At 71.8% G+C, this 20,765-nt stretch carries 12 protein-coding genes; 1 reads left to right on the plus strand and 11 read right to left on the minus strand.

Going from position 1 to position 20,765, the window contains the following annotated elements; translation table 11 throughout:
• Positions 1–256: 256 nt before the first annotated feature.
• From HNQ61_RS09750 to HNQ61_RS09780, 7 genes are all read right to left on the minus strand, one after another.
• On the minus strand, positions 257–1,672 hold the full coding sequence (locus HNQ61_RS09750) for a CHAT domain-containing protein (RefSeq protein WP_170035759.1): 1,416 nt from the start codon (positions 1,670–1,672) through the stop codon (positions 257–259).
• Complete coding sequence (locus HNQ61_RS09755) at positions 1,656–5,492, minus strand: tetratricopeptide repeat protein (protein WP_170035760.1); 3,837 nt, start codon at positions 5,490–5,492, stop codon at positions 1,656–1,658. Before HNQ61_RS09755 ends, HNQ61_RS09750 begins: the two co-directional genes overlap by 17 nt.
• A gap of 195 nt (positions 5,493–5,687) precedes the next feature.
• Complete coding sequence (locus HNQ61_RS09760) at positions 5,688–9,032, minus strand: AAA family ATPase (protein WP_170035761.1); 3,345 nt, start codon at positions 9,030–9,032, stop codon at positions 5,688–5,690.
• A 69-nt stretch (positions 9,033–9,101) separates the two neighbouring features.
• Positions 9,102–9,488, minus strand: coding sequence for a hypothetical protein (locus HNQ61_RS09765; RefSeq protein ID WP_170035762.1), 387 nt, complete (start codon positions 9,486–9,488; stop codon positions 9,102–9,104).
• Positions 9,489–9,550: 62 nt separating this feature from the next.
• On the minus strand, positions 9,551–10,345 hold the full coding sequence (locus tag HNQ61_RS09770) for a PP2C family protein-serine/threonine phosphatase (RefSeq protein ID WP_170035763.1): 795 nt from the start codon (positions 10,343–10,345) through the stop codon (positions 9,551–9,553).
• Positions 10,342–11,055 (minus strand): FHA domain-containing protein, encoded by a 714-nt coding sequence (locus HNQ61_RS09775; protein WP_170035764.1) that lies wholly within the window; start codon positions 11,053–11,055, stop codon positions 10,342–10,344. The genes HNQ61_RS09770 and HNQ61_RS09775 overlap by 4 nt, the downstream gene beginning before the upstream one ends.
• 64 nt (positions 11,056–11,119) lie before the next feature.
• Positions 11,120–14,209, minus strand: coding sequence for a protein kinase domain-containing protein (locus HNQ61_RS09780; protein ID WP_170035765.1), 3,090 nt, complete (start codon positions 14,207–14,209; stop codon positions 11,120–11,122).
• A gap of 443 nt (positions 14,210–14,652) precedes the next feature.
• On the opposite strand from HNQ61_RS09780, the gene HNQ61_RS09785 reads away from it, so the two are divergent.
• Complete coding sequence (locus HNQ61_RS09785; RefSeq protein ID WP_170035766.1) at positions 14,653–15,609, plus strand: double zinc ribbon domain-containing protein; 957 nt, start codon at positions 14,653–14,655, stop codon at positions 15,607–15,609.
• 317 nt (positions 15,610–15,926) lie between these two features.
• On the opposite strand, the gene HNQ61_RS09790 is transcribed toward HNQ61_RS09785, so the two are convergent.
• The 4 genes from HNQ61_RS09790 to HNQ61_RS09805 are packed head-to-tail and all read right to left on the minus strand — an operon-like array spanning position 15,927 to position 20,747.
• Positions 15,927–18,452, minus strand: coding sequence for a hypothetical protein (locus HNQ61_RS09790; protein ID WP_170035767.1), 2,526 nt, complete (start codon positions 18,450–18,452; stop codon positions 15,927–15,929).
• Entirely contained in the window at positions 18,449–19,681 is a 1,233-nt protein-coding gene (locus HNQ61_RS09795; RefSeq protein ID WP_170035768.1) for a prepilin-type N-terminal cleavage/methylation domain-containing protein, read from the minus strand. Before HNQ61_RS09795 ends, HNQ61_RS09790 begins: the two co-directional genes overlap by 4 nt.
• On the minus strand, positions 19,681–20,184 hold the full coding sequence (locus HNQ61_RS29200; RefSeq protein WP_338088111.1) for a prepilin-type N-terminal cleavage/methylation domain-containing protein: 504 nt from the start codon (positions 20,182–20,184) through the stop codon (positions 19,681–19,683). The genes HNQ61_RS09795 and HNQ61_RS29200 overlap by 1 nt, the downstream gene beginning before the upstream one ends.
• Positions 20,181–20,747 (minus strand): prepilin-type N-terminal cleavage/methylation domain-containing protein, encoded by a 567-nt coding sequence (locus HNQ61_RS09805; protein ID WP_170035769.1) that lies wholly within the window; start codon positions 20,745–20,747, stop codon positions 20,181–20,183. Before HNQ61_RS09805 ends, HNQ61_RS29200 begins: the two co-directional genes overlap by 4 nt.
• Between the last annotated feature and the right edge of the window lie 18 nt (positions 20,748–20,765).

The following is a 20,765-nucleotide window of genomic DNA, read 5'->3' on the forward strand; positions in this document are numbered from 1 at the left end:
TGGAGGATCACCACTTCGCTCATCCTGGCTAAATTAGGAAGTGCGGCTTGCGTCGATGATCGATGCGTTCGACCAGCTCCTCCGCGACCGGATGATTCGCTCGAACCCCGAGTGGGTTGGGTGTCGAGCCTTTGATCGTGCTGGCATTCGTCGTGGCTGGGATCGCTGACGCCCCCCCGACGGTCCGCCAAGATGGCGGGGCGGCGCGGAAGTGGAGCGGGGGCGCGGCGGGGAGACGAAGGAACGGCGGGCGGGCTCACTCCGGAGCGTCGCCCCGCCCCTTCTCCATCATGCCCCGGAGGGCGGCGTAGAGGTCGTCGCTGCCGCCCAGCAGCTCGTTCATCACCCCCGCCCTGGAGAGATAGGCTACTTCGCCGTCGCCCGCGCCGTACCGGATCTTCACCCAATTGTTGAACGGGCCGCCTGTCTCCTGGGCGTGCTTCACCTCGCGGACGTGATGGATCCGGACGCTGCCGTTCTCACCGTGGAACTGAGCCTGCGCGCCATCGATAGCCAGCGTCCCCACGTCGCTGGGGTTGAAGGTGAATGGGTCGAACACGCGTCTTCCGTAGCGCACCTCGGTGAAGTGGCGCGGCTCGGCGGCGTCGGGCGAGACTAGGAACAGCCGCGCGGGGTCCACGCCGTCGCGCGCCAGCAGCTCGGGACAGGCGTCGTCGGGGAATCCGCCCAGCGACACGGCCACGCTCGCCTGGTCGTACGCTTCGCGCACCGAGCACCCGAAGGCGATCGCGCGGTAGAACGACGCGTTGAACGCCAGCGCGGCTTCGTCGGGGAGCGCGCCGCGCGTGCCGATCACGCAGTCGACCCACTGCACGATGGCCTGCGCCTGCGCGCGCGAATGGCAGGCGCTGAGCACCACCACCCGGACCGTGCCGGCGAAGGTCGCGAACAGGCGCGCGAGCGCCGGCGCACCCACCGACTGCGGGGTCCCGTGGTTACCCACCAGCACGAGGCCGCGCTCGCTGCCGTGGCCGCTGAAATGCACCACCTGCGGGCGCGTCTCGTTGAACGCTTGGATCAGGTCGTCGGGGCGGGCGGCCCAGCGATCGTCGAACGACAGCGCGTCGCGAAACTCCGCGGCGCGCACCTTTTCGCGTATGGCTCGCATGTCCTCGTCCAGCAGCAGGCGCTGACGGCCTCCGTCGGCCGACGCGGGATCGGCGGCGAAGAAGAGCACCCTCACCTGGCTCATGCGTCCTTGTTCGATGGCGTGAGAAGGAGCGACACCCCGGGCGTGTAGCTGATGGAGGGGCACGCGCCGCCGCTTTCCACGAGAACAATCGAAAGTGGCGGAGATGGCCTCCGGCGGGTCCATACGCTTCAGCTCCGCAAGGACCGCTTCGATGACGAGGTCACGCTCCGCCGGGGTGACGGTTGCGGGCAGGTCCACCTGGATGCGGATCTGACGAGCCATCGATTCGTGGGTCTTTTCGCGGATGGCCGTGGCGTGGTAGATCTGCCACGCCACTTGCGCGACCGCGACCACAAGCGCAGCGACGATCCCCGCCGCGTCGAACCGCACAGGGGACGACTCGTAACGGTTGGGGGCGAGCAGGCGCTCCACCCGCATCTCCAGCTCGGGATCGAGTTCCAGGGCCAGCCGCTGGCCCGCCGCGCGCGCCAGTTCAGTGTATTCAGGAATCGGCGGCATTGCCGGCCTCCATGCGTTCGAGTTGCTCGATCATCCAACCGACCGCGTTCCAGGCATCCGCTGGGAGAGGCACGCCGGCCACGCACAGCCACGCCGCCTCCAGCGCGGGCATTCCCAGCGCGCGGGTGAAGCGCGCCAGGTGATAGGGAGCCGGGCCGGTCGCCGGGTTCCCGAAATCCGCGAACAGGGCGTTGGCGCGGACCATCCAGTTCATCGCCGCCGGGAGGTTGTTCCGCTGCTCTTCCAGCATTCCCATCTGGCCGTAGCTCAGCGCCCGGTCCGGCCGCTTCTCCAACTCCTCGTGGATCGCGAGCGATTGACGGTACCACCCTTCCGCGGCCGCGAGATCGCCCCGCTCCTGCGCCACCATGCCGATCTGCTGGTACGCCGTTGCCACGCCGGACCGGTCACCGAGGCGATCGGTGATCGCGAGCGACCGGTGATACCACTCCTCCGCGGCCGTGAGGTCGCCCCGGTCCTGCGCCACCCTTCCGAGTTGGAAGCAGCTGGACGCCGTGCCGGGTCCAATCCCCAGTTCCTCCATGATCGGGAGCGCCTTGCGGTACCACTCCTCCGCCGCGAAGGGGTCGCCTCCCAGCTGCGCGATTATGCCGAGCTGGTGGCAGCTGTGCGCCACCCCGGCCCGGTTCCCAAGCTCCTCCCAGATCAGGAGCGCCCTGCGGACTTTCTCCTTTGCCGCGACCAGGTTTCCCCGCCTCTGCGCCACGATGCTGAGCTGATGGTAGCTGGTAGCCCTGCCGTGGCGGTTTTCCAGCTCTTCCTCAATTGCGAGCGACCTGTTGTACCACTTTTCCGCGGCAGAGAAGTCGCCCCGGTCCCTTGCGATTCCCGCGATCTGGTGCAAGACGGACGCCCTGCCGGGCTGGTCCCCCAATTCCTCGCGGATCTCCAGCGCGGTGAGGAACCACTCCTCCGCCGCAGAGAGATCGCCTCGCCGCTGTGCTGCCACTCCAAGCTGGTGGCAGCTGTCCCCCACGGAGGAACGATTCCCCAGCTCCTCCATCACCTCCATCGACCTGCGGTACCACTGATCCGCCGCGGCGAGGTCGCTCCGCAGCTCCGCCGCGATTCCGAGGCGGTGGTGGATCGCCGCGAGCGAGAAGCGGCTCGCATCGTCCCGGCAGTCGCGGAGAACCGATTCGATGCGTCGGAGCGTGAGCTCTGCCCCCGCCGCGTCGCGCATCAGAAGCGCGATGCCGGCTTCGGCCGTGAGTGCCAGGATCCAGAGCGCGGCGGCGGCCGACCCCGGCTCGGGAGCGTCTCCGAGCGGGCCCTCGATCGCCGTCCGGCAGAGGTCCGCCCATCTGCGCAGCTCGACCCAGCAGCCCTCTGCATCCAGCACCTTCAGGAGCGGCAGGAGGATGTGATACGCTTCCGCGAAATCCCCCGCGCCCACCGCCGACACGGCCATCGCACCGAGCGTGCGCCGCAGCCGCTTGACCCAGGAGAAGGCGAACGTGGCGTCTCCGCTCTCGATCTGCGACGCCGCCCACTCACCCAGGTCCGCGCATGCCCGGACAGCCGCACGGAGGGCCGCTGTGCGCTCCGCGTCGTAGCCGCTCCCCGCCTGCTCCAGCCACAATCCTTCCAGGAACGAAGGGAGCACCGGGTGGATGCCGTACATGCCGTCGCGCAGGTCGGTAAGAAGCCCCACGGCTACACACCCGTCCAGCGCGGCGGTCCACGTATCCCGCGTGACCCGCTGGAACCGGTGCGGCACGTCGGGATGCTCGCTCATCACCCTTAGCACATCCGCGTCGCAGACGCCTTCGAAGAGCGCCAGGGCGGGGAGCAGGCGCCGGTCGCCTTCCAGCAGGTGCCGGAAGGAATAGCGCACGCTGGCCGCGAGGGAGTCCAGCCTGCCCCCCGGAGCATCCAGGGGCGCCGCCTCGCGCAGTTTCCGGAGGAGCTCCGGCGCGCTCGAGCGCTCCAGATGCGGCAGCGTGAGGCGCATACCCAGGGGATTCCCCCCCAGCGCCTCCAGCAGCTCCCCGAACGCCCTCTCCTCCCGGTGCGGCTGCGCGGCCGGATGGAGCGCGAGCAGTTTGTCCGCGTACTCCGCCGCTCCCTGGGAGTCCAGTCCAGGCACCTCGAGCCGATGCACGTCGCCCAGCCATTTCTCCGGCGCGCGGCTGGTGATGATGACTCCGCCCCTGGCGCTCTTTGCCACCTCCGCCAGGAAATCCCGGATCTCGTCCTGCTCCGCTGGGTCCAGCGGTGGCGTGGTGCCCGTGGGGTCCGGCATCTCGCGGACGGTCTCGAAGTTGTCCCACACCAGCAGAACGCGCTTCCGGCGCATCAGGTCCAGGATCGCCGCCGTGCGGTCCGCCGTCTCCGACGCGTCCCGCACGAAGTCCGCGCCGAACAGTTCGATGCCGATCGGCGTCACGACGCCGGAGAGGCCGAATGACGCGACCCCCGGCTCGAACGAGTGGAAGAACACCAGTCCGGGGTCCGCTCCGCCCGTGTCGCGCAGCCACCGCGCGAACCCTTTTGCAAGCTCTGTCTTCCCCGTCCCGCCCTGCCCGTGCAGCAGCAGCACCCGCCGGTTTTGCAACCCCCACTCCAGGCGCAGGAACTCGTGGTCGCGTCCCACGAACACGCCTTCCGCCGCTTCGAGCGCGCCTTCCGCATGCCTCGTCCCCGCGGTCTCCGCCGCCGCGCCGGGCTGAGGTTCCTGCGTCGGTAAGCCCGGCGGCGGCGGTGGGGATGAGATCGTCCGCGCCAGCCCCGGAAAGCGCACTTCGGAGCGCGCGTAGTGGACGGGGACCATCCAGTCGTCCAGCGGCAGCGGCCCCCTCGGGCTGGGGCGCAGGGGCGCACGGTGCATCCGGCGGCGACCGGAGCGCACCGCCTCCTCCACCGTCTCGCCGTCGAAGAGCGATTCGTAGAACGCCGCCATGAACTCCGCCGCTGCCGGCACGTAGACGGAGTAACCCATGGCCACCACGGCCGCGGCGCCCGCGCGCAGCACCTGCGTGGCCACCGCCGCCTCCGCCGTCTCGGCGTGGGTCAGCGTTCCCGAATGGCAGGCGTTGAGGACCAGGAGCGGTACTCCCGCGCCCGCGAGCACCGCTCCGATCTCATCCGCCGGGACGGGGTGCGCATCTCCTTCCTTCTCGAAGATGAGGTATCCCTGGGGCTTGCGTCCGCCCTCGTAGGTGCCGTGCCCATCGAAGTGGACCACCTGGTACGGCCTCCCTTCCTGCTGTGCCTCTTCCATCCGCCGCCGTAGCTCGTCCAGCGTGGGCGGGCGCGCCACGTCCACCGTTACTCGCCCTGAAACCGCGGGAAGGCGCTCCACCAGCGACCGCGCGATCACGCGGAACCCCGCGTCGTCCACGCCGTCCGGCCTGGCAATCACCATCAGTACGCGCAGGTCTTGGGAGGAGGCCGACACGGCCGCGGAGAGCGTGTCGATGGTGCGGTTCACCGGGACGTCCAGCGCCAGCGGCGCCGGGAGCGTCGGGTCGCGCATCAGCTCCCAGGGGAGCGCAAGAAAGGCAGGCGAGCCAGACTCCATCCACAGGCTCCACCCGCCGGCGAACGAGCGGGCCCGCAGGTACGCCTCGCGCCCTGGCCTGCCCTGGCCGAAAAGCGCTTCGAAGAGCTGTGTTCCCCACCCCTCGATTCGCCCCTGGATCGCCGATCCCCGCTCCTCGTACACCGCGAACGGCGCCGTCAGGTAGTCCTCCAAGTACCAGCGGAGATCCTCCAGTTCGCCGTGAGAGAGCGGAGCCTCGAACGGTCGCGGCGCCACCGTGGCCTCCAGCACCTCCGCCCCGACCTGTTGAAACACAACTTGGACTAATCCACAGAACTCCCTAACGATCAACCGTTTGCGCATGGATGAGTCGGTGCAAGAAGTAATTCAGCAGGAAACGAAGCGACGCACCACCCTTCATGACAACAGCGCCGACCCGCCGCCAGCCGGAGAACGAATCGCCGACTTGGTGTTGATGCGTCGGCCGCGTACGCCGGGGTCGAAAGCGTGCTACCCGGACGCCGGCGGCAGGTCCGACACGAGGATCAGGTTCAGGTCCGAACCGTCGGCGGGCGCGCCGACGCCTGCCTGCGCGAGGCGGGTGGCCTGGGCCTGCCGTGCCCGGTCGAAGAGGTTGCGGACCGTCCGGCCGTTCGCGAAGGCCGCGTTGCGCGCGGCCCAGACGGCTTCCATCATCGCTTCCACCGCCGCGTCGGCACCGAGTTCCAGCACGAACCCCTCGGTGCGTAGCAGGTGGCGGAAGATCTCCGCCATCTCGGCCGGCGTGTAGTCCTCGAAGTCCACGTACTGGGTGAAGCGGGAGGCCAGGCCGGTGTTGGTGGCGAGAAAGCGGTCCATCTCCGCATGGTACCCGGCGGCGATCACCACGAACTTGCCGCGGTCGTCTTCCATCCGCTTGAGCAGGGTGTTGATCGCCTCGCGGCCGAAATCGTCGCTGGCCAGCGCGTAGGCCTCGTCCACGAAGAGCACGCCGCCCATCGCGCGATCCACGGCGTCGTTCGTCTTCGGCGAGGTCTGGCCGAGGTAGCTCCCCACCAGGCCGGCGCGGTCCACCTCCACCAGGTGCCCCTTGGGAAGCACGCCCAGCGCCTTGAACACCTGGGCTAGGACGCGCGCCACCGTGGTCTTTCCCGTCCCGGGGTTGCCGCGGAACAGGAAGTGGAGCGTGAGCGACGAGCTCTTCTCGCCGGCCTGCTTGCGGGCCTTCTGCACCACCAGGAAGTCGGCCAGGGCCCGCACCTGGCGCTTGATCGAGTCCATCCCGATGAGCGCGTCGAGCTCGGCCAGCGACGTGGCCAGGTCCACCGGCTGCGCCGCTTCGAGCCCGGGGATGTCATCGGCGCGGAGGAGGGCGAAGTCGGCCTCGTCGCGGTCGGGGGCGGCGGCCAGGCGCCGGCTCTGTCGCACGATCGACTTCTCCAGCAGCCCTCGGACGGTGCGGGCGTTGCCGAAGTTGCGGTCCCGCGCCGCGTACAGCGCGTCCAGGGCGCGCAGGAGCGGCTCGCGTGCCGCGGGATCGAGGGTGTATCCCTGTTCGGTGGACATGACCTCGAACACCTCGAGCAGCTCGGCCGGACGGTAGTCGTCGATGTGGAAATGGTCGGAGAAGCGGGAGGACAGCCCCGGGTTGGTTTCGAGGAACTGCCGCATCTCCTCGGGATACCCGGCCGCGACCACCACGAACTTGCCGCGGTCGTCCTCCATCCGCTTCAGCAGTGTGTCGATGGCCTCGCGCCCGAACGCGTCCGAGGCCAGCGAGTAAGCCTCGTCCACCAGCAGCACGCCGCCCAGGGCGCGGTCGATGGCCTCGTTGGTCTTGAGGGCGGTCTGCCCCAGGAAGGGAGCCACAAGTCCCGAGCGGTCCACGTCCACCACCTGCCCGCGGGGAAGCACGCCCAGCGTGCGCAGGACCATCCCCAGGATCCGAGCCACCGAGGTCTTTCCCGTGCCGGGGTTGCCGGTGAGGACCACGTGCAGCTTGAGCACGGTCTTCCTCCCGGTGCGCGTCTCGCGTTCGGCCTGCATCTGGAGCAGGCGTGCCAGGTCGCCGATCCAGTCCTTGATAGTCTCCATGCCGACCATCTTGCGCAGCTCGCCCAGCGCCTGCTCGAGCGACGGGGCCTCGGGAAGGTCGTGGACGATGTCCTCGGCCTCGATCAGGGAGAATGCCGCGTCGTCCACCGCGCCGGCGGGGAGCCGAGCCAGGCGGCCGGCGAGCGCGGAGCGGGCCTGGTCGAAAAGCTGCCGAACCGTTCGGCCGTTGGCGAAGTCGCGGCCGCGCCGATCGTACATGTCCTTCGTCACCCGCTCCAGCCTCTCGCGCGCCTCGGTAGAGAGCCGGAACTGCTGTGCGGCGGCCATCTGCTCGAAGATGTCGCGCAGCTCCGTGGGGGTGTAGTCGTCGATGTGCAGGTAGCTGTCGAAGCGGCTCGGTAGCCCGGGGTTCATCCGGAAGAACTCGTCCATGCGGTCGCGGTATCCCGCCACCACCACCACGAACCGCCCGCGGTCGTCCTCCATCCGCTTCAGCAGGGTGTCCACGGCCTTCTGCCCGTACGAGCCGGCGCCGGTGCTCCCCGCCACGCCCGAGCCGGCCAGGCCGTAGGCCTCGTCCACGAACAGCACCCCGCCGAAGGCCTCGTCGCACGCCTGGTTGACCCGCTGCGCAGCCTCGCCGATGTACTGCCCTTCCAGCTTCCCGGGGTCCACCTCCACCACGTGGCCGCGGTCGAGCAGGCCGATGGCGGAGAAGATCTCCGCCAGCTTCCGGGTCACGGTGGTCTTCCCCGTGCCGGGGTTGCCGGTGATCACGAAATGCCGCGTCACGTTTCCCGCGCGGCCGATCCCCTGTTCGGCGCGCCGGCGCTCGATCTCGATCTGCTGCGCCAGGGCGCGCACCTCGCGCTTCACCGTGTCCATCCCCACGAACCCGTCGAGCTCGGCGAGGATCTGGTCCAGCGTGCGCTCGGGTGGCGCGTCGCTCTCCACGTCATCGGCCTGGATCACCCCGTCGTCGGGGTCGCCGCCGTCCACGCGCAGGAAGTAGCGCAGGCAGAGGGCCTCGCCCAGGTCGGTCGCCACGCGGGCGTTGGCGAAGCTGGCGTCGCGGGTGCGCACCCGGTGACGCAGCAGCAGGCGCACCCGCTCCTCGGCGTCGGGGTGCAGCAACAGCCCGTTCCCGCGGACGTGCGCCTCGGTGATCTCCAGGAGCTCGCCGGCCTCGAAGTCCGGCAGGTGGAACACGTAGCGGAACCGGCTGCGCAGCTCGGGGCTGTCTTCCACGCGGTCGCGCAGGTCGCGCCGCAGCCCGGCGAGCACGACCACGGGGTCGTGCCCGGACGCGTCCATGCGGCTGAGCAGCCGGTCGATGGGTGGGGTGCCGCCGCTAGGGCCCGGCCGCGCCAGCCGGTGGGCGTTGTCGATGAACAACACGCCGCCCGCGGCTTTCTTGTAGTGGCCCTCGAGCTCCTTCTCGAATTCGCTCACGCTAACCACGTCCACGCGCACGTAGTTCGGGCTGGCGGTGAGCCCGTGGTGATGGAAGAGCCGGAAGATGATTCCCGCTACGTGGGTTTTCCCGGTGCCCGTATTGCCGGTGATGATGGTGTGCAGGTTTCCGAGGGCGCTGGCGCGGCCGCCGCCTCGGCCCGCCGCCGCGCGCGCCACGCGCACCAGCCGGTCGATCTCGCGCTTCATCTCCGTCATCCCCACCAGCCCGTTGAGCTGCAGGAGCGGGTCGGGCGGAGGTGCCGCGGGGATGCTCGCTCCGCACGCCTTGCAGAAACGGGCAACGGGGCGGTTGGCCTGCTGGCACGAAGGGCACTCGAGCGGCATGGTCGCGGGAAGGTTTGGGGTGGCGGCTGGACGAACGACGGGTGCGTCTCTGTCAGCGCGGCGGCCGCGTCAGAACATCGTGTCCATCAGCGTCACCACGTTGTCGATCCACCCATGCGCGGGGTACATCTCGGAGAGCACGGCCCCCAGGAACAGCACCGCGAGCGTCCGCATGACCACCGGCTGCCACTTGAAGTTGTCGGCCAGCAGGTCGATCGCGGTGATGAGCCCGGTGCCCAACCCGAAGAAGAGAGTGATCGCGCCCTGCTCCCCTCGCCACAGCAGAAACGCCAGAACCAGCGGCGCGGAGATGCGGAGGAACCACCGGGCGCCGCGCTTCCCGAGGTTCAGGAAGGCGTACAGGTAGCCGCCAGCCAGGAAGAGCGCCGCGAAGATGACGCCGATCTGCTGCAGGGTCCCGAGCGGGGCCGTGCCGGAGCTTGCGAGGAGAACCATGATCGGTGCCCAGGATCGAGGTGGAAGATGAATGAAGGTTCGGGAGATGGCCCGGTGCGTGGCTACGTCACCACGATGCGCACCGCGGTGATGTTGTCGGAGCCGCCCCGCTCTAGGGCGTGGTGCACCACGCCCTCGACCCCTGGCGCACTTTCGAGCGCGCGCAGCACCTCCGCGTCGGGAACGACGGCGTCGGCGGCGCCGTCGGAGCATACGAGGTACTGGTCGCCGCTGTACATCCGTCGCGTGAGGTTCGCCAGGTCCACCGACACCGTGTCGCCCGCGCCCACACTGTTGGTGAGCACGGTTCTCGTCGCGCCGGGGCCCACCGAGGCGAGCGCCGTGTGGTCGCGGGTCTGGAGCGAGAGTACGCCGTCGCGCACGCGGTAGCAGCGGCTGTCGCCCACGTGCGCCAGCAGGGCCGCCTCGCGGGTGAACACGAGCCCCGTCCAGGTGGTGCCCATCCCGGCCAGGGTGGCGTCGCGCTCCCCCTCGGCCAGCAACTCCAGGTGCGCGGCGGAGAGGACGGCCTGCAGCGCGCCGGAAAGGCGCTCGTATCCCCAGGCCGCGGGCCATCCGGGCGCCGCCTCGCGCACCCGCTCCGCCACCCTGCGGCTGGCTTCGGCGCCGCCCAGGTGCCCACCCAGCCCGTCGGCCACCGCCACGACCAGCGCGTGCTCGAGAGTGGCCAGCTTCACCGCGCGCTCGTGCGCGCCGTCGCGCACCAGCGCATCGCCCACCACCGCCATGTCCTCGTTGCGCTGGCGCACGTGCCCCAGGTGAGACCAGGCCGAGATCGCCAGCGTCAGCTCGCACAGGGGTGAGGCCTCACGCACGTCTCCCATCAGCTCCGTCATCGTTCCTCGCGTGCGGGGGTTACCTGGAAAATCGCGTCGCCGAGCCGCACGTAGCACGTGCCGGAGAGCGGATGCGCCTGGTCACGGGGGAGGTTCCGCTCCGGGGTGGGCCATGCGTTCTGCGGCCGCACGTCGACCCCGTATGAGGAGCCGACGTCGGTGACGGTCCAGCCGCCACCCGGCGTCCAGTCCACGCGCGCGTGCCGGCCCGAGACGCCCTGGTCGTGGAGCGGTGCCAGTACGGGTGCGTGACGGCCCGCCGACCGGCCCAGCAGGTCACCCGGCGCCACGTCGAACGGAGCCACGGGAAGGTTCACCGCGGCGAAGCGCAACACGGGCGGCGCGGCCGGAAGCGCGGGCCCGCGCCGGGTGGCGTCCGCCGGTGGGACGGGGATGGCGGGGCGCAGGCGCTCGCCCGGCCGCGTGGAGGGAGGCTGAACGGGGCGCGAGGGCACGAGACCGGCCGGCGGTGCCGGGACGGGCGAGACGGGCGGCGGCATCCGGACGCCGGGCCCGGCGGGCGTCGGGACCGGGACCGGGCTGGCGGCCGGCGCGTTGCCCGTGAGCGGCGTGCGGTCGTTCGGGCAGAACGAGCCGGTGCTCACGGTGCCGCAGGTGGGGCAGCGGCGCAGCGGAGTGCCGCACTGGTCGCAGTGGCGGCCGTCGTTCGGTGTGTCGGCCTGGCACGATGGGCACGTCAGCAGCATCATCGCGTGCGGGCTCCGCCGCGCTGGCCGTGTGACGTGACCCGGTGATGGCGGCCCGTGTCCGGGGTCACTTCGCTACCTCCTCGCGCACCCGCTGGACGTCTACCGCCCCCACGTCGGGCGCCAGCGCGATGGTGCGGCGGGTGGCCAGCGCCCACGCCCGCTCGCGGTTCGTCAGCCGTTCCTCCAGCCCCTTCCGCTTGTCTTTGAACTCGCGCAATTGCTGGTTGCCCAGCCCCACGCCCTCCATCGCCGTCGCGGCGTCCTGGCTCAGCTTGAGCGCGATCGACACCCTCCAGAAAGCCACCCCCAGCAGCACCGGCCCGACGATCACGCCCAGCGTGAGCAGCATGGGGAAGATCACGATCGCCCCGAGCGCTCCGATCCCGAACGCCGCCTGGGGCGTGAGCCGGGGAAACCGGCGGATGACGGCGAGCCCCGTCACGATGCCTAGGGCGATGGAGATCATGATGCCCAGCCCTCCCTGGCTGACCGCGCCGAGCACCAGGAGCACCAGCCCCGTCACCACGGCGGCCACCATCCGCCACTCGCGCCTGGCAGCCTTCCGCTTGTCGGCCACCGGGCCGACCTTGCCTTCCGCCTTTCGCACGGAGGTCAGCGCCTTCGATTCGGCGGAGTCGATCTCCTCGCGCCGCAGCCGTCGCTCCTCGGTAACGGAGCCGTGGATGGCGGCGGCGTGCGTGGCGTAGGCACGCTCCTCGTCCGCGAAGCGCTCCGCGAAGGAGAGCGCCGTCGCGGATGCGAAGGGGGGCACGATGGCGCGGAATGCCGCCGCGGCGGGGCCGAGGAAGGCGGGCGCGTTGCCCATCTCCGCGTAGCCCTGGCGGTACTGCCGTTCGACCACGCTGTCCAGGCAGCGCATCAGCTCCCCGGCGGTTCCGTGCGTGGACGCCAGGGCGGGCGTGGTGGCGGCGGCATGCATCCAGGCGGAGAGGCGATACAGGCGCAGGGGAGTGGCGCGGCTGGGCGCGTCCAGCGTGGCGCCGACCTGCGCGGCCAGCGCGTCGAGCACCGTATTACGGTCTTCCGGCGCCAGGCGGCCCCGGCCCTCGGCCTCGTCGAGGGCGCGCAGGAGCACGGGGATCACCTCGGTCACCAGCAGGTGCCACGGCTCGTCCTCCGTGAGCGTGGCGAGCTGGGCCCAGTCCGGCGCCGCGTCGTTGGCGACCCCGGCGAAGAGAGCGCCGACCGCATCGGCCTCCGACGGCACGGGGAGAGTGGTGCCGGGCGTCGCGGCGGCTCGCCCCGACGCGGCGCGCAGCGCCAGCAGGTCGTCGAGCTCTCCGGCCACGTAGCGCACCACGGAGACGACGTGGTCCGCCTGCGGCGCCGTCCCCAGCCACTCGAACGCGACCTGGACCAGCGGCGTGTTGTGATAGGTCTCCAGGTACCGGGCCACCTCGTCGCGTGCCTGGGCCGGGCCCTCCCACAGCGCCACCGCCATTTCGGGGTGGTCGGAGACGGCGTCCGCGGGTAGGCGAACCTCGCCGGGGCCCACGGGCACGCCGAAGCCCAGCGCGTACGGCAGCGCGGAGGCGTCACGAGTGGCGGTCGCGCGCCACCGGGCCAGGATCGGGCCCAGCTCGGGCGCCATTTCCTCCACCCACACCGACAGCAGCGACGACGGAGCTGCCAGCGCCTGCAGCGCCGAGGTGAGCACCGCGTCGGGAAGCGAGAGGAGCTCGACCGGCGCCTCCAGCCGCGCTCCGCCGAAGGTGAGCGTGCGGTCGCCGTCCAGCGCGCGCAGCCACAGGATCAGCCGGTGCAGCGCGGTGGATCGCGTGGCCTCGGTGGAGGGCTCGGCGGCGAACGCCTCGATCCGCGCCGGCATCCCGTCTCGCACCCGTGGGTCGGGCCGCGACGCCAGGTACAGCCAGGCCCGGTGCGTGGGGTCGCGGAGGGCGTCGCGATAGGTGCCGGCCTCCCGCGCCAGGTGGTCGGCCAGCCCGGCGTAGGTGTCCACCGTGCTCTCCCCGGCGCGGTAGGGGCGGCCCGGGTCCAGGGTGTACAGCGCCGCGGTGAGGCCGGCCGCCTGGTCGCGCGGGTAGCTCTCCTCGATGAGGTTGGTGAGCGCCGCGCACAGGCCGGGGTTTGCCGCGTCCCACCCCGCGCGCTCCACGTACTTGCCGTACAGGAACTTGCGGCCCACGAAGGGATTCTGCTCAAGGAGCGTGGCCAGCTGCAGCGGGTCCGCCACGCGCACGTCCTCGCCGCGCTCGGTGCGGAAGACGAGCGGGGGATACACCACGCTCGACGGCGTTTCGGGCACGTCGATGGGTTCGCCCCGCATCCAGCGCCGCACGCCCGCGTAGTCCAGCCGGCGCGAAGGGTCCACGGCGAGCAGGGCGCGCAGGAGCCGGCGCCAGCGCTCGGGCAGGTCGTCGGGGATGGGAACGCGGCCGTGCTGCTTGATGGCGAGCAGCTCGGCCGCCGTGTGCGGGCCGGGGCCGAAGGGAGAGCTGCCGGACCAGCACACCAGCAGCGTGATCCCCAGCGCGTAGTAGTCCACCGAGCGGGCGAGCGCGTTCTTCGCGGCGCCGTCCACGTACAGCTCGGTGCTCTGCTCGGGCGCCATGTACTCCGGCGTTCCGAACCCCGCGCGCGAGATGACTAGAGAGCGGCCGCCCAGTACGGTAGCCACGCCGAAGTCGGCCAGCACTACCGTATGGCCGGCCGCGTCCAGGCACAGCAGGTTGTCGGGCTTGAGATCCCGGTGGATGATCTCGCGCTGGTGCAGGGCCTCCAGCCCTTCGGCCGTCTGCTCCAGCACTTGGCTCAGCTGGTCCACGTCGCGGATCGGGAGACGGCGTGAGAGCGATCCGCCCTGCGCGTATTCCACCACCTCGTAGGCCCGCCCCGAGGGCTCCAGCACTCCGTAGTCCAGCAGGCGGAGCACACCTTTTCCGCGCATCTCGGCCCAGAGCGCCAGCACCGACGGGTTGGCCTCGGCGCCGTGGTGGTAGACCTTGAGCACGATCGTTGCCGCGGGGAGGAGGTCGGCCACGGGCTCGGAGTCGTCGACGTGGGCCCGGTACAGCTCGGCCTCGCCCGAGGCGGCGATGAAGTCGTCCACCACCACGGCGCCCCTGCCCAGCGGCACGAGGTCGCCGGGCACGTACGTGGAGCGGCGGCGCACGGCTCCGCCGCCGCGAACCGTCGCCGGCGCAGAAGGCGCGGGCCCGGGGGTTCCGCGCGTGGTGCGCGCTTCCGTGCCCCGGGTGGTGGGAGCAGCGGGGGGCGAGTCTCCTGGCATGGTGGCCGCTCTGGGATGGGTTGGGAGGGACGGCGTTCGCGCGAGCTCATGCTCACCGTGAGGTTGCTCTGTTGGTCGGACAGGAGGGCACGTTTTCTCAACCCATCATCAATTGTCGTAATCGAAGCTGTATCAGATCAGGTAACTGCGAGCGTCTCTAAAGGACATTGTCTCGGCACATCGTTACGCGAGGCCGGGCGAGCTCCGCCCAACGTTGCTCATCGGCTGGCGGAGGATCGGCTTGACCGGCTGCCAGCCTCCACGTAAAGTGGCGTAATCAACCTCCCGATTCGAGCTGTTCCGACTCGTTCAACTGTCGCGTGACCATGTCCGAACGCGCCGACGACCGCTTCTCGGCCTACGAGCAGGCCCCGAAAGCCGCTGCATGGCAGGATTTCGAGATCGAATCGGCCGATGAGGCCGGGACGGAAGGGAGTGCGGACGTTTCGCGCTGGTGCCCTGGCTGCGGGGCGGCGGTGGCCGAGGGTAGCGATCTCTGCGAGGGTTGCGGGCGGTGGCTGCTGGAAGGGTCCTGTCCGTTCTGCCTGGCGCCGGTGCCCGCCGGCGCGCGCTTCTGCACGGAATGCGGCAACCCGCCCGCGGGTGCCGAGTGCCCGCGGTGTTCGGCGATCACACACTTCCACTTCTGCCCGCACTGCCAGTCGCCGGTGACCGCCGACGCCCAATTGATGCTCGAGGCGCTGGATGAAGACGCGGCGGTGCTGGAGGTCCTGTCGGCGTTCGCCGCGGTAGATGCGCTGGACGCCGAGATCTCTGCCCTGGACCCCGCCGTGGAGGTGGCCGAGCCCTGCCGGCCGGTCTCCTCGGGCGCTCCGAGCGAGGCCGCCCGGCTGCTCGACAAGCTGTCGGGGCTCTCCGCCGCGAAGCGGGTTGCCCCAACGACAACGGACGCGCGACCACGCGTCACATCCAACTTCTCGCTGGACGCCGCGCAAATGTCGGGGAGCGACCCGGATGCAGCTCCGGCCGGAGCCAGCTCGCGGCTCGAGGAGGCGCGAGAGGCGCGTCACACCGCCGAAGAGGCGGCGCGGGAGGCACTGCGGAAAGCCCAGGAGCGCATCTTTGCGTCGCACCAGCAGGCGCGGTGCTTCTTCGAAGCAATCCGGCTGAAGTTCAAGACGGTTCAGCGAACCGTGTATGGCTGGCGGTGCAACTGGGCCGACGTGCTGCATCCTGCCCCGCAATACTGCGGGAATCCGGGCCTCGGTGGAACGTGGGTTTATAAGGATGAAGTGATCGACGAGGAACTCGTGATCGATTGAAGATCCTGATGTCTTCAGTACGCGACTGCGAAGAATGCACCATGAACGCAGCTACGAGGGCCACGGCGGCGCATCGAGCACGTCAGCGCTCGTACAGAGCCGGGATGGCTTCTTCATTGTCGCTCTTGGGCAGGTAATATTATCCATCCCACTTTCGATGCGCATTCGCGATCTGTTGTCGAACTCGTTTCAGCTGCTGGCGGAGTGGTACGGCGCCCGAGTTCAGGGACGGAGGTCCGTGTCGCAGTAGGCGAGTTCTTCTCGCTTGTGCGCTCTCTCACGACGGCCCGGACGCGCGCCCCGCAATCCGCTCCGAGCTATTCAGGCAACGAGGCCGGAGAGGGGGGAAGTAGCGCGGCCTGCATGGCTCGGACGGCGGGACGCGGGACTCTCCGCGCGGTCTGCCGAGTGATTCGCATCACCCCGTACCCACCCGTCGCGCGCGCCTGGCGGACTTCGTCGCGCCGCGCTGCCCCCGGCACCCCTCCGGACGGCAGGTTCGCGGGCAGGAACGATCCCGGGACGACGAAGCCCGGGTGCCCGAGCCGCGGGTCGTAGAGCAGCGTGCGTGCGGCGGGCGGCGCCCACGCGGAGCCGTCCGCCGCGGCGCCGTACCCCGCGCCCCACCAGCGGCACTCCGCCGCGCTCAACCCTGCATCCTCGCTCTGCTCCACCGCCCCCGCCACGCGGACCTCCACCTCGGACCAGTCGCCCAGGACGGCCGGCGCCTGGTCGAGGCCGCCGCCCTGGTAGTCGCCGCCGGGACGGTGGCAGACGCGCGTGCGGAGGACGGCGTACAGCGTAGCGTTCCGGGTGGAGCGGAGCGGAAGCGCACTTGGCGTAGTGCTTCCGGCCGGGGGGACCAGATCCCACACGGACGCCCAGCCGAGATCGCCGGCCCCGAGCCCGAGCTGCACGTCCGCTTCCGCCGGCACCAGCGTGATCCGCGGCGCGTCGATCATGAGCGGCGGCGGCCCGCGCCAGGCGTCGTGCGGCTCCGTATTCAGGCTCCCGACCACGAACACCGGGATCTCGGAGACGAGGGTGAGCGGCGCGGCCAGCCGCCCGGCGTTCCGGATGACGAGCGCCTCCTGCGCGCCGGCCGCGCGGCGCCCGGCGGGGTCAGCCGCGGCGGCCCGGACGTGCACCAGCCCGCCTTCGACGGGGCCCAGCGCCCCCAGGTCCAGCACCCACCCGAACGTATTGGACGGGCAGCGGTGCGTCGGGTAGACATGGCCCCCCACGGTCGCCGTGCACCGGGCCTCGCGCCGCGGGTCGAACAGGAGCCCCTTCCACAGCCGGCCGGGGGTGGACGGGTCGGGGAGCGCGACACCGGCGGGGACCGGGGCCGTCCACGGCCAGGGGTGGTAGCGGACGGCGGGGCCGAGCGCGGCGAGGCACCCGCCCCCGAAGCCGTACGCCTGCCCGCAGGTGATCGCGCCACCGGGGGCGGCGCCCGTGGCGGTGCGCTGCAGGGAGGCGCCCGGCGCGAACCAGCCCTGGCCTCCGCAGGCGCCGGGTCCGTCCGCGCACTCCCCCGTCCCCGCGAAGCTCGCCTCCTGCTGGCGCCCGTCCTCGTACGTCCCGCCCGCGGCCGGAGGGACGCGGAGCCGCCCGCCGGAGGAGGCGAGCAGCACCGTCCCCCCGGTCTCCGCCGCGAGCCGGGACCAGCTCTCGATCGGGATGCTCCCGTCCCCAGTCAGGAACCGGTTGCGGGGATCGTCGTTCCGGACGCCGTCGCGCGTGTCCAGGGTGCCGATCAGGGTGGTGGGACCGGCGCAGGCGGGGAAGTACGCGAGTCCGTCGATCCGCACCGCCCCTGAGACCGTCGCACCGCCTGGCCCGGCGCACAGCTCTGGCGCCCCGCGGCTGTACAGCGCGTACGGGTAGGCGGGGATTCGCGAGACCGCGACGGCGCGGGTCAGCGTGCGGCGGGATCCGGCCGCTCCGCGTACCCGCACGCGCATCTCGACCTCCAGCGTGCGGCTGGCCGTCTGGCCCTGGGGCCGCGGCGCACTCGCGTAAGCGTCGCGCGGCTGGTCCGTCCACAGGTCCAGGAGCTCCGCGTCGTCCGGCACCTGATCCTCCTCGCGAACCGAGACGATGCGATAGCCGGTCTCGGCGGCGTCGATCGTGACGCCATCCGGCGCGGCGAGGGAAGCCACGTCGGCATTCAGGGCGGCGACATCGGCCTCGTCCAGCGCGCCCAGCCGGAGCGCCGCGCGGGCGCGGAGGCGGGCGGTCATCGCCTCGATCACTCCCCGTCCGCCCGCGTCGAGCCCGGCCGCCGCGGATTCCGCGCCCCGGAGCCGTTCCGCGGCCTCCAGGCGCAGCATGGCGCCGCCCACCACGATCGACAGCAGGATCGCGACGAGCAGCGCGCCGATCAGCGCACTGCCCTCCGTGCCCGAGGTCGTTGCTCCGTACAGGGAGCACACCGCGCAGAGCTGGCCATCGCCGTACAGGCGGGTGCCGTACCGGGGGCTCGCCCCGCACCGGGCACAGCGCTCCGCCTTCCCGCGGGCACTCCGGGGCCGGAGTCCGAGCGTGAGCGTCCGGGCGCCGCGGTCCAGCCGGATCGGCCCGATCTCGACCGCTTTCGGGAGCGCGGCCGCGGTGCGCTCCAGGTCTTCGCCCACGGGCGGGACGTACCGCCGCGTGAGGCGGAGTGCCTCCGGCGTGTCCACGCCCTCGGGGTCGACGGCCCATTCCAGCGTCAGCGCGGCTCTCTCGCTCCCGGCCACCTTCCAGTGGCCCGGATCGGCGGCTGCCTGCCCGCGGAGAAGGGCAAGGGCGTCGGAGAGCGTGTATGTGGACTGCTCGGTACCCGTGGGATCGTTCATGGCTCTTCGCGTGCACCCCCTCGCGCGGCGGGCGCGAGCGATTGGAGGATGCGAACGGGCTCCGTTGTCCGGCGGCCCTCCCGGTCCTGCCCCACCACCTCCGCCTGCACGCGGATACCCACCAGCGTATGGTAGCCGCGGGCGTAGCGGTAGCCCACCTGGGCCCCGCCCGGCACGCCGTGCGCCATCCGGTTGGGAGAGACGGCGAGGCCGGCGTGGTCGACGCCGTCGCCCGGGATCCACGCCGCGGAGCCCGCATGCGTCGCCTCCACGCGGAACGAGGCGATCGGCCCCGCGACCCGCCGCGCGGCGGCCCAGCTGCCCCCCTGAAAGCCGCGCTGCGCCTGGAGAGCGAGCTCCGGCCCCTCGGGCGCGGCAAAGACGCGAAGCGCATCGACCGGGATCGCCCGCACGTCCGGCGCCCCGCCACCGGAGACACCCACCCATTCACGGGGGGCGGGGAAGCCCAGCGCCGCCGTGCGGTCCGACGTCTCGACGTCCACGAACCAGGCCCGCGCCTCCGTGGACCGGCAGACCGACCGCATCCGCGCGGCGACGGGCCGGGATCCCAAGGTCTCCGTGCACCGCGAGCCGTCCGGATAGTAGGACTCGGCGCAGGAGGGCGCGGAGGCGCGGACCGGGGTGTGCTTGCCGAGCAGGACCTCGACCACGGTCCCGCCGGGCACCGCCTCCAGCGCACAGAACGTGGCGGGCGGGCAGTCCGCCCCGCAAGGGGCCGCGTACGGGGCCCCTGCGGCGCTCACCTCGAGGAGGCGGTAGCCGACCCGCGAGGAGCCCACGGCCAGGAGATCTCCGGGACGAAGCCGCGTTCCGGCCTCGCCCCGGAGCGCGATGCAGAGGGGTCTGGCGACCGCGCAGGGCCGGCTCGCCACCGCGAGGGCTCCCCCGGACACCCGCAGCACCACCAGCGTGTCCGCGGCGTCCCCGCGCGCGGTTTCCGGGGTGCCGACGCGAACCATGCCGAGGTTCGGGGCGGAGAACCCGCCGCTCGCGGCGCCGGCCAGCGCGCCGCCCACTACGGTCTCGATGTTCCGGCGCGTGCGCTCGGCGTCCGCGCGGCGCAGCTCCCGGCGGTGCACCGACGTCCCCACCTGGGCCAGGGTCCACGCCATGGCGCCCACCACGGAGGCCACGAGGAGGACCACCAGCAGCTCGATGATCGTAAATCCGGCGCGCGGGCCGCGCGCGGCGGCTCCCTCCGCGGGCATCACGGCGCCCCCACGGGGCTCCACGCACCCGCGGCCGGCAGATCCCCCGCCTCCTCAACTACGCGGACCGCGCGCGTGCTCCACCCCGCGCCCCGCCGGTGCTCGACCGTCACGCGGACGCGCGCGCGGGCGCCCCCGCACGAAGCGGAGGGTCCTCCCGCGTCGTCCGGCGTGGCGGCGGCCCCGTCGCACACCGTCTCCCGGACCACGCTCACGCGGTACTCGCCTTCCGTGGCCGCGCGGCCATCCGCGGCCACGCGCGCCGGGGGCGCGGACGCGGGCACGTTGCGCAAGCCCGCGATCCGCGCGCGCTCCACTTCGCTCTCCGCGATCCGGCCCGCGATGCCTGAGCTCCTCCGCCGCGCGTTCTGCTGCTGTGCCTGGTCGAGGAGCCCCATCAGCCCGGCCGCGGCGATCCCGAGGATCACGACCGCCACCATCACCTCGACCAGCGTGAACCCCGGGCGCCGCTCAAGCCGCCCGCCCATGCCGGCGCCGCTCACCGGGCCACCGCCGTCCACGACCCCGTCCCGGCCGCCCACGCCCAGACCTCCACGCTTCCGGCGGCGTCCAGCGTGACGGCCGCGACGCGGTGCGGCTCCCGGTCGGAGCGCAGCGTGTAGACCGCCCACGGGGCGGGCGGGCTGCATTCCCCGTCCGCCCCGCAGTACACCTGGGCTGGAAGCGGGCCCGCCGGCCGGCCCAGCGGATCCGTTCCGGCCTCCCCCGCGCCCCACCCCATGCCGTCCGGCAGCGACTCCCACTCCTCCGAAGGCGTGCCCGTGACGGACAGGCTTCCCGCGTCCCCCACGCGCGCGGCGAAGCGGCCGTCCGGGAGCACCGCGATCAGCGCCTCGCCCTCGCGGGCGACCGCCTCGGCGCGCGCCCGCTCGATCTCCGCCGCGAGCCGCTGGGCGGCGCTCTCGACCGTATAGATCTCGGGCGCGCGCTGGAGGGCCATGTAGACGGTGGCCAGTGCCGCGAGCGCCGCCAGGACCACCAGGAGCTCGGCCGCGGAGAAGCCCGCATCGTTCCCGGCGGGGTGGCGCGGGGTATCAGGGGCCACCCGGCGCGGGTTCCGGCG

Source organism: Longimicrobium terrae (genome assembly GCF_014202995.1).
Taxonomy (GTDB): domain Bacteria; phylum Gemmatimonadota; class Gemmatimonadetes; order Longimicrobiales; family Longimicrobiaceae; genus Longimicrobium; species Longimicrobium terrae.

Excerpts from the sequence above, each read along its gene's own strand:
- HNQ61_RS09770 (WP_170035763.1), bottom strand. The coding sequence starts at position 10,345 with ATGACGGAGCTGATGGGAGACGTGCGTGAGGCCTCACCCCTGTGCGAG.
- HNQ61_RS09750 (WP_170035759.1), bottom strand. The coding sequence starts at position 1,672 with ATGCCGCCGATTCCTGAATACACTGAACTGGCGCGCGCGGCGGGCCAG.
- HNQ61_RS09795 (WP_170035768.1), bottom strand. The coding sequence starts at position 19,681 with ATGCCCGCGGAGGGAGCCGCCGCGCGCGGCCCGCGCGCCGGATTTACG.
- HNQ61_RS09765 (WP_170035762.1), bottom strand. The coding sequence starts at position 9,488 with ATGGTTCTCCTCGCAAGCTCCGGCACGGCCCCGCTCGGGACCCTGCAG.
- HNQ61_RS09775 (WP_170035764.1), bottom strand. The coding sequence starts at position 11,055 with ATGATGCTGCTGACGTGCCCATCGTGCCAGGCCGACACACCGAACGAC.
- HNQ61_RS09760 (WP_170035761.1), bottom strand. The coding sequence starts at position 9,032 with ATGCCGCTCGAGTGCCCTTCGTGCCAGCAGGCCAACCGCCCCGTTGCC.
- HNQ61_RS09790 (WP_170035767.1), bottom strand. The coding sequence starts at position 18,452 with ATGAACGATCCCACGGGTACCGAGCAGTCCACATACACGCTCTCCGAC.
- HNQ61_RS09785 (WP_170035766.1), top strand. The coding sequence starts at position 14,653 with ATGTCCGAACGCGCCGACGACCGCTTCTCGGCCTACGAGCAGGCCCCG.